The organism is Streptomyces sp. NPDC059002 (assembly GCF_042740435.1).
Taxonomy (GTDB): Bacteria; Actinomycetota; Actinomycetes; order Streptomycetales; family Streptomycetaceae; genus Streptomyces.
Genome location: NZ_JBHYJI010000021.1, coordinates 125230 through 134375, shown reverse-complemented (window position 1 = coordinate 134375; position 9146 = coordinate 125230). Strand labels below are relative to the sequence as shown.

Annotated in this window: 7 protein-coding genes; 2 read left to right on the top strand and 5 right to left on the bottom strand. The window is 70.5% G+C overall.

The features are described from left to right. Positions 1-42: 42 nt before the first annotated feature. The 5 genes from ACFWZ2_RS20845 to ACFWZ2_RS20825 form a co-directional block, all read right to left on the bottom strand. Entirely contained in the window at positions 43-1020 is a 978-nt protein-coding gene (locus tag ACFWZ2_RS20845; protein WP_384547711.1) for a hypothetical protein, read from the bottom strand. 133 nt (positions 1021-1153) lie between these two features. After that, positions 1154-1648 carry an LURP-one-related/scramblase family protein gene (locus ACFWZ2_RS20840; RefSeq protein ID WP_384547709.1) on the bottom strand — a complete coding sequence of 165 codons (495 nt, stop codon included), beginning with the start codon at positions 1646-1648 and terminating at the stop codon, positions 1154-1156. Positions 1649-1862: 214 nt separating this feature from the next. After that, a complete protein-coding gene (locus ACFWZ2_RS20835; protein ID WP_384547707.1) occupies positions 1863-3158 on the bottom strand; it encodes a M18 family aminopeptidase in 1296 nt (431 codons plus the stop codon). A 208-nt stretch (positions 3159-3366) separates the two neighbouring features. Beyond that, entirely contained in the window at positions 3367-5193 is a 1827-nt protein-coding gene (locus ACFWZ2_RS20830) for an acyl-CoA dehydrogenase (protein WP_384547706.1), read from the bottom strand. Positions 5194-5356: 163 nt separating this feature from the next. Then, positions 5357-6148 (bottom strand): alpha/beta fold hydrolase, encoded by a 792-nt coding sequence (locus ACFWZ2_RS20825; RefSeq protein WP_384547704.1) that lies wholly within the window; start codon positions 6146-6148, stop codon positions 5357-5359. 183 nt (positions 6149-6331) lie between these two features. On the opposite strand from ACFWZ2_RS20825, the gene ACFWZ2_RS20820 reads away from it, so the two are divergent. Together ACFWZ2_RS20820 and ACFWZ2_RS20815 are read left to right on the top strand one after the other, a co-directional pair. Then, the gene (locus ACFWZ2_RS20820) at positions 6332-6832 is read left to right on the top strand and encodes an SseB family protein (protein ID WP_384547702.1); all 501 of its coding nucleotides are present in this window, start codon (positions 6332-6334) and stop codon (positions 6830-6832) included. A 127-nt stretch (positions 6833-6959) separates the two neighbouring features. Continuing rightward, positions 6960-9065: a hypothetical protein gene (locus tag ACFWZ2_RS20815; protein ID WP_384547700.1), complete on the top strand. Its 2106-nt coding sequence runs from the start codon at positions 6960-6962 to the stop codon at positions 9063-9065. Positions 9066-9146 lie beyond the last annotated feature (81 nt).

The window sequence follows — 9146 nt, the reverse complement described above, 5'->3', positions numbered from 1 at the left end:
GGCGCCTCCGAGGCGCCGACGGCCGGGCGGGTGCGGGAACCGCTACGGCTTGCCGCTGAAGTCGGGCAGCTTCGGCATCTTCACGTCACCGAAGTCCGGCAGCTTGGGCAGCTTGTCGATCGGCAGCTTGTCCTTGAGCTGGTCGGTGAGCGAGGCGTCGCGGAGCACGGCGGCGTGGCCGATCGTCACGTCCGCGACCTCGGTGCCGAGGATCGAGGCGTGGATGGCGTTGACGTAGCCGCTGGTGGCCTTCGCGTCGTACTTGTAGTGCTTGTCCTCGCCGAGCGTGGGCTTGCCCTTGTTGTCCGTGGTCACCTGCTCGTTGGTGGTGGCCAGGGCGACCGGCGGCTTGGAGTAGTCGGCCGGGATGCGGGCGCCGAAGTTCACCGGCCACAGCGGCGGGATCTTGATGAGGTCGGCGCCCATCGAGGAGAGCGAGGCGCGGGCCGCGCCGCCGGTGAAGTGGACCGGCTTGCCGGGCACGCTCATCGCCGAGACGGTGATGCCCTCGACGTGGATGCCGAGCGGGGAGAGCTGGGTGCCGCCGGTCGGGTTCTGGATGTACGGGATGCCGACGTCGACGGCGGCGCCGCCCGCGTCCGCGTAGGCGACGCCCGGCGCGGGCACCGGGGTGTCGCTGGAGGTCGTGGCGGGGAACTTGTTGCCCATCGCGCGGGAGTAGAGCGCGGAGCCCTTGCCGATGCCGATGCCGGCGGGGGCGAGGTCGATCAGCTTCTTGCCGCCGGACTGCTCGGCCGGTGCCTTGGGCGTGGTCGGGTAGTGCGACTCGAAGAGCGCGGTGTCGACGATTCCCTGCAGGCCCTGGACCCGGGCCACCCAGGCGTTGGCCTGGAGGCCGTCGGGGGAGGTCTTGAGGACCTCGCCCCAGTCGGAGTTCTCCGGGTCGTGCCCGTCGTAGGCCTGTGCGGACACGGCCGTGGTGGTGATGGTGAGGGCCATTACGATGCCGAGCCCGGCCGCGAACGCGGCGCGTGTGCCCGTGGTGCGCCATGCAGACATAGCCACCCAATTCCTCTCTCACTGACAGTGGCCGACCCTTCGGCCACTCTCGGTAAGCGGAACATCGCCCTCCGTAACCTGCATGCGGTGGGGCGCCGACTGGGGGGTCGGGGCCTGCCGGGCCGGACCCCACTCAGTCCTCCCCGCGCTCCTTCTCGGCGAGCCGGATCACACACACCGCGACGGCGAGAAGCAGCGCGGGATCGGCGTCCTCGCGCACGACGTGCAGGCCGTACGTCTCCCGGACCCGGAACCAGCGCCGCGAGATGTCCGCGAGCAGCTCGCCGTCGTACTCGATGGCGAACTCGCGGTCGAGGATCTTGCCGCTGACATCCAGCTCGGTGCCGTCCACCAGCTCCACGCGGTAGTGGTTGCGCAGCAGCGAGAGCCGCTTGCGCTTCACCCGGGCCAGCGGCTCGCCCTCGCGCTCGATCAGCATCGTGTCGCGCAGGGCGAGCATCTTCGCCTTGATGTCGATGAGGACCCGGCCCTGCATGTCCTTCAGCTCGAAGGTGTCGCGCAGCCGCATGGCCTTGCCGTCGACGAAGAAGACCTTGCGGCCCTGGTCGTCCTCGATCCAGTAGTCGTCGCCGATGCCGAGCATGCGGTCGCGTACGAGAAGTTTCATGCCGTCATGACTACCCCGTACCGCCGCACATCGGACACGACACAGCCGACCCGTGCCGTACGGGGGGATGGCGGCACGGACCGGCTGCGGGCCGAACGGGGCCCTGCGTGGCCCCGGCTTGCACGGATCAGCCTGCCAGCCGCCGCTAACGTTCCGCTGACACCGCACTGACGTCACGTTTCGGCAGGCCGGGGGCAATCCGGCGAAGCGGTGCTCAGCCCGCCAGGAACGCCACGAGCGCGTTGGCCAGCATGTGCGGGTCGTCCGCGCCGCACAGCTCGCGCACGCTGTGCATCGACAGGATCGCGACGCCGATGTCGACCGTCTTGATGCCGTGCCGCGCCGCGGTGATCGGGCCGATGGTCGTGCCGCACGGCATCGCGTTGTTCGAGACGAACGACTGGAAGGGCACGCCCGCCCTCTCGCACGCCGCCGCGAACACCGCGCGCCCCGAACCGTCCGTGGCGTAGCGGTTGTTGACGTTCACCTTGAGGATCGGGCCGCCGTTGGCGCGGGGGTGGTGCGTCGGGTCGTGCCGCTCCGCGTAGTTGGGGTGCACGGCGTGACCGGTGTCGGAGGAGAGACAGACGGTCCCGGCGAAGGCGCGGGCCTTGTCCTCGTACGAACCGCCGCGCGCGAACACGGACCGTTCGAGCACGCTGCCGAGCAGCGGGCCGTCGGCACCGGTGTCGGACTGCGAGCCGTTCTCCTCGTGGTCGAAGGCGGCGAGCACCGGGATGTACGGCAGGTCCTCCTGGGCGGCGACGGCCGCGAGGGCGGCGGTCGCGGAGTGCACGGACAGGAGGTTGTCCATGCGGGGGCCCGCGACGAGTTCGCGGTCGCGGCCGAGGAAGGCGGGCGGCTCGACGGAGTACGTCATGAGGTCCCAGCCGGTGACGTCGCCCTCGCCGAGCCCGGTCTCCTCCTCCAGGAAGCGGATGAGGTCGCCCTCGTGGACGTCGTCACCGAGGCCCCAGATGGGCTGCATGTGCTTCTGCTTGTCGAGCTTGAGCCCGTCGGTGTGCACCGAACGGTCCATGTGGATGGCCAGTTGGGGCACGCGCAGCAGCGGCCGGTCGATGTTCACGAGCCGCGACGTGCCGTCGCGCAGCGAGAGCCGTCCGGCGAGGCCGAGGTCCCGGTCGAGCCAGGAGTTGAGCAGCGGTCCGCCGTAGATCTCGACGGCGACCTGCCGCCAGCCGTGCGCGCCCGCGTCGGGCTGCGGCTTCACGCGCAGGTTCGGGGAGTCGGTGTGCGCGCCGACGATCCGGAACGGGGTGTTCGCGGTGGCGCCCTCGGGGACGAACCACGCGACGATCGCGCCGCCCCGCAGCACGTACTTCCCGCCGCTCGTCCCGTCCCAGGCCTCGGTCTCCTCGACCTGCCGGAAACCGGCCTTCTCAAGCCGCTCGGCGGCGCTCGCCACGGCGTGGTACGGCGAGGGGCTCGCCGCCAGGAAGGACATCAGGTCTTCGGTGTGGCCGCGGTCGAAGCGGGGCGGGGTACTCATGCTTTCCAGCCTAACCAGGGTTCACGCTGGTGGCGGGGCGCTCAGGATCCGCCGATTCTCGGCGGATTCGGACGAGTCCACCGTGCGTCACAGGCGGATTCCTCCGGCCGGTCCACCGCGCCCCGACACGGCTCGGCGGCCCGCCCCACAGGGGGGGACGGGCCGCCGGACAGCGATGGATCAGAACGCGGCGATCAGAACGCGGCGATCAGAACGCGGCCTCGTCCAGCTCCATGAGGTCGAGCTCCACGCCCTCGGCGAGCTTGCGCTCGTTGGCGACGCCCGGCAGGACGTTCGCGGCGAAGAACTTGGCGGCCGCGATCTTGCCCTCGTAGAAGGCCTTGTCCTTGGCGGAAGCCGTCTCCAGCTTCTCGGCGGCGACCGCGGCACCGCGGAGCAGCAGGTAGCCGACGACGACGTCACCGGAGGCGAGCAGCAGGCGCGTGGTGTTCAGGCCCACCTTGTAGATGGACTTCACGTCCTGCTCGGTGGCCGCGAGGTCGGTCAGCATGACGCCGACGATGGCCTCCAGCTCGACCGCGGCCTTGGCCAGCTCCTCGCGGGCACCGGCCAGCTGCTCGCCGCCCGTGCCGACCGCGAGGAACTTCTTGATCTCCTCGGCAAGCCCGTTCAGCGCCGCGCCCTGGTTGCGGACGATCTTCCGGAAGAAGTAGTCCTGGCCCTGGATCGCGGTGGTGCCCTCGTAGAGGGTGTCGATCTTGGCGTCCCGGATGTACTGCTCGATCGGGTACTCCTGGAGGTACCCCGAGCCGCCGAACGTCTGGAGCGACTGCGCCAGCTGCTCGTACGACTTCTCCGAGCCGTAGCCCTTCACGATCGGCAGGAGCAGGTCGTTGAGGGCGTGCAGCGCGGACGCGTCCTCGCCGTTCGCCTCCTTGACCTGGATGTCGTCCTGGACAGCCGCGGTGTGCAGGACCAGGGCGCGCATGCCCTCCGCGTACGCCTTCTGCGTCATCAGCGAGCGGCGCACGTCCGGGTGGTGGGTGATCGTCACCTTCGGCGCGGTCTTGTCCATGAACTGCGCGAGGTCGGGACCCTGCACGCGCTCCTTGGCGTACTCGAGGGCGTTGAGGTAACCCGTCGAGAGCGTCGCGATGGCCTTCGTGCCGACCATCATGCGGGCGAACTCGATGATGCGGAACATCTGACGGATGCCCTCGTGCTTGTCGCCGATCAGCCAGCCCTTGGCGGGGTGCTGGTCGCCGAACGTCATCTCGCACGTGTTGGAGGCCTTGAGGCCCATCTTGTGCTCGACGTTCGTGGCGTAGACGCCGTTGCGCTCGCCCAGCTCGCCGGTCTCCCAGTCGAACTCGTACTTCGGCACGAGGAAGAGGGACAGGCCCTTGGTGCCGGGGCCGTGGCCCTCGGGGCGGGCGAGCACGTAGTGGAGGATGTTCTCCGACATGTCGTGCTCACCGGACGTGATGAAGCGCTTCACGCCCTCGATGTGCCAGGAGCCGTCCTCCTGCTGCACGGCCTTGGTGCGGCCCGCGCCCACGTCCGAACCGGCATCCGGCTCGGTCAGGACCATCGTCGAGCCCCACTGCTTCTCGACGGCGATCGAGGCGACCTTCTTCTGCGCCTCGTTGCCCTCCTCGAAGAGGATGCCCGCGAAGGCGGGGCCGGACGAGTACATCCAGATCGCCGGGTTCGCGCCGAGCAGCAGCTCCGCGTACGCCCAGATCAGGGAGCGCGGCGAGGTGGTGCCGCCGATCTCCTCGGGCAGGCCGAGGCGCCAGTACTCGGAGTCCATGAAGGCCTGGTAGCTCTTCTTGAACGTGGCGGGGACCGGGGCGGTGTTGGTCGCCGGGTCGAAGACCGGCGGGTTGCGGTCGGCGTCCTCGAAGGAGTCGGCCAGTTCGTTCTCGGCGAGGCGGCGGAGTTCGTCGAGGATGCTCTTGGCGGTGTCGACGTCCATCTCCGCGAACGGGCCGGTGCCGTACAGCTTGTCGCGGCCGAGCACCTCGAAGAGGTTGAACTCGATGTCGCGGAGATTCGACTTGTAGTGGCCCATGGCGAAGGCTCCGTAAGCAGGAAAGGGATGAGTACCAGCAAGTAGCTACGATGATGCTACCCGTCGGTAATAAGAAGCAACCCCTGATGCCCGAAGTGTGAGCGCTGTCGCTCTTGATCGCTCTTCGCGGGCGCACGGCCGCTCTTCGCGGGCAGGCGCCCCCTTACGCATCGTGCTCGGCCAGGAAGTCCGTGATCAGCCGCGCCCACTCGGCCGGGGTCTCGGCGAACGGGAGATGTCCGCTGGTGACCTCGGCCAGGCGCGCGCCCGGTATCCCCGCGGCCACCTCGCGGTGCAGGGACGGCGGCACGAGCTGGTCCTGGGTCGCCGAGACCACCAGCGTCGGCACGGTGATGCCGGGCAGGTCGCCGCGCACGTCGACCCCGTCGATCAGCGCGAGGTGCTCGGGCGTGCCCGCGGGGGCGCTCTCGCCCGTGCCCTTGAGCGTGGCTGCCAGGTCGGCCTCGCTCAGGCCGTTCAGGAGGGCGGGGCTCAGGGCCTTCTGGACCATGAACAGGGCGAGCCGGTCGCGGTCGCCGGCCAGGAACAGCTCGCGCCAGAGCCGCGCGGTCAGGCGCAGGGTGTGGTCGACCCGCGGGAACGTGGCCGTCAGGATCAGGGCCGTCACGCGCTCCGGATACCGGGCGGCCACCCGGATCGCGACCGGACCGCCCAGCGAGTACCCGGACACGGCGAACCGGTCGAGGCCCGCCGCGTCGGCGGCCGCCACCAGCTGGTCGGCCAGCTCGTCCAGGGACAGCGGCTCGGTGGACCTCGGCGTCCCGCCCGTGCCGGGGAAGTCGACCCCGACGACGGTGTGGCCGGCCGTCAACTCCCCGAGGATCGGGCCGTAGTTGGCGTCGACCGAGCCGCCCGCGCCGTGTGCGACGAGGAGGCCGGGGCCGGATCCGGCGATGGTGCGGGCGTACGCGGGTGCGGGCGTGGTGACGGTCATGGGGTCCCCCTCGGTGATGCGGCGCGGGCCGGGTCGACGGCGCGCCGCTGTGCGGTGGCGGGCCCCATTTCTGTAGTGCCCGCTATGCAAATAACCGTAGCCACCCCGCCCCCTCTTTGTCTAGCGACCGCTACAGAAAAATTCCCGTCCGGGCCCCCGGCCCGCCTCGGTACGCTTGCGCCCATGTACGGATACGGCCAGCCCATGGATGGCACCGCCGCCCAGCAGCAGTACGCCCCGCCGGGCGCGCAGCCGCCGCCGCAGCAGATGCAGGGCATGCCCGGCGGTGGCTACGGCCAGCAGTCTCCGCTCTACCCCGAGCCCTCGCCGCCGTCCCTCGCGGACGCGGTCCGCGCGTTCACCACGGGCTCGATGTCCGCGGAGGACTTCCAGCAGGCCTTCGCCACGTCGAAGGTGTACTGCCCGCGCGGCGACAACCCCGGGTTCCTCGCGCTGCACAACACCCAGCAGCCCGTGATCCCGATGTTCACCTCCCTCAAGGAGCTGCGGCGGTACGCGGGCAAGGACTCCAAGTACTTCGTGATCACCGGGGCGGAGGTCATCGATCTCTTGCCGACGGGGTACGGGTTCGTCCTGGACATGGAGGGGGAGCACCGGATGGTCTTCGATGCGAAGGCCGTCGAGCAGATGGTGGACTTCGCCATGCGGCGCATGTACGGGTGACGCTCTGCCGGTTGGGGGGCTTTTCGTCCGCGGGTCCGTTGTGGCTGGTCACGCCCGCGCGGCGGAGCGCTACCCGGACGGCGCACCCCGCTAGCGATCGGTCGCTCTACGTGACTTGATCGTGACCATGCGTAGTCAACTCTCGCGCGGCCTCGCACTCGTCGTTCTGGCCGCCGCCGTGGGTCTCGGGCTTCCCGCGACCACCGCACACGCGGACACCTTCATCGACGAGACCTTCGCCGGGTCCGAAGTCGACACCGCCGAGTGGTACAGCCGGGCCGCGGGCCCCGCGGACCCCGACGGGTGGGCGTGCCTGACGGGGCACCGGGGTGCGGAGGGACCGTTGAAGGGCTGTCCCAAGGGCACGTCGAAGGACAGGGCGGGCCACGGCGCACTGCGCCTGACGGGCAACGGCAACCGCCAGAGCGGCTTCGCGCTGATCAACCGCGCGCTGCCGTCGAACGCCGGGATCTCGGCGACCTTCGACCAGTACCAGTACGGGGCGACGACCCCGCGCGGCGCCGACGGGATCAGCTTCTTCCTGCTCGACGGGAAGGCGTCGCCCAAGGACGCGGGCCACTACGGCGGCGCGCTCGGCTACTCCGGCATCGAGGGCGGCTATCTCGGCGTCGGCCTCGACCAGTACGGCAACTTCACCAACCCGCCGCAGGCCAGGGGCGAGGGCGGTCCTGGGCGCGTGCCGAACTCCATCTCCGTGCGGGGGGCGCTGTCCACGGACAACGCCTACATCCAGCACTACGAGCTGAAGCGGCCGCTCGCCGTGGCCGGGGAGCGGGACAGGGCGAAGGCGAAGCGGACCGTGAAGGTCGAGCTGTCGACGGCACTGGAGCTGGCCGTCTCCATCGACTTCCACGACGGCGTCGGCATGAAGCGGGTGCTCGGGCCGCTCGACCTGGCGAAGGTGAAGGGCCAGCCCGCCGTGCCGGAGACCCTGAAGCTGGGCTTCGCCGCGTCGACGGGTGCGTCGACGGGCTTCCACGAGATCACCAACGTCAAGGTGACGACGCTCGATCCGGATCTGTACGTCACCGAGGAGGTGCGCGGCGAGTTCCGCACCGGCGGCACCGGGCAGCTCGCCCTGACCGTCGGCAACCGCAGGCTCGCGGCGCCCACCTCGACCGCCACCACGCTGGTCAAGACGCTGCCACCGGGCCTGACCCCGAAGGTGGTCTCGGCGCCCGGCTGGGACTGCGCGGTCGAGGAGCAGACGGTCACCTGCACCAGGCCGGACGTCATCCAGCCGGGCACCGCGGCGCCGCCCGTCCTGCTCGATGTGAAGGCGGGCCCGGACGCGGTCGGCGAGGCGCCGAGCGACGCCCTGGTGCGCGGCGAGACGGACAACGACCTGAATCCGCGCGACAACCGCGTGCAGCTCCCGATCGACGTCGTCAACGAGGTGGGCCTGCGCATCACGGAGGTCGCGGATCCCGATCCGTACGTCCCCGGGGAGCCCCTCTCCTTCGCGGTCGCCGTCACGAACGACGGTCCGGGGATCGCCAAGGGCGCCCATGTGACCGCCCAGCTTCCGCCCCAGCTGCAGGACTTCGCCTGGACGTGCGCGGTGAAGGAGGGCGCGGCCTGCGGGGCGAAGTCGGGCTCGGGCAAGCTCGACCAGCGGGTGACGCTGCCGCCCGGCAGCAAGGTCGTCTTCGTGCAGCAGGGCAAGGTGCCGTCCTCGGTGACCGGCGAGCTGACGGCGACGTCGACGGTCGAGCCGCCCGACAACACCTCCGACCCCGGCTGCGACCCGGCCTGCACCGACCAGGCGCAGGTGGCACCGCGCCCGCACACCGCGCTCTCGGTGGAGCAGTCGCATCTGCCCGAGGCGTACAAGGCGGGCGACCGGCTCACCCTGAAGGTGACCGCGAAGAACGCCGGTCCTTCGGACGCGATCGGCGTGCGGGTGCGGGACGACCTGCCGCAGTGGCTGAAGGACTTCAGCTGGGTCTGCTCGGCGACGTCGCCTTCCTCGTGCGGTCAGGGCCGGGGCGTCGGTGATCTCGACACCACGGCGGACATCGCGGCGGACGGCGAGGTGACGTACACCTTCGTCGGCATCGTGCCGCCGCGGGTCGCGGGCAACGAGGCGACCGTGCATCCGCCGGACAACTCCGTGGAGCTGACCTGCCGCGGCAGCTGCTCGGCGGCGGACGAGGTGTCGGTGGGCGGCACCCCTGCACACAAGGGGAGGGACGGCAGGGGAGGGAAGTGACGCGGCGGGCTCACCCGTAGACCGCTTCCAGCCACCCGTGGAGCCCGGAGGGAATGTCCTCCGGGCTCCGGTCGTTCAGGT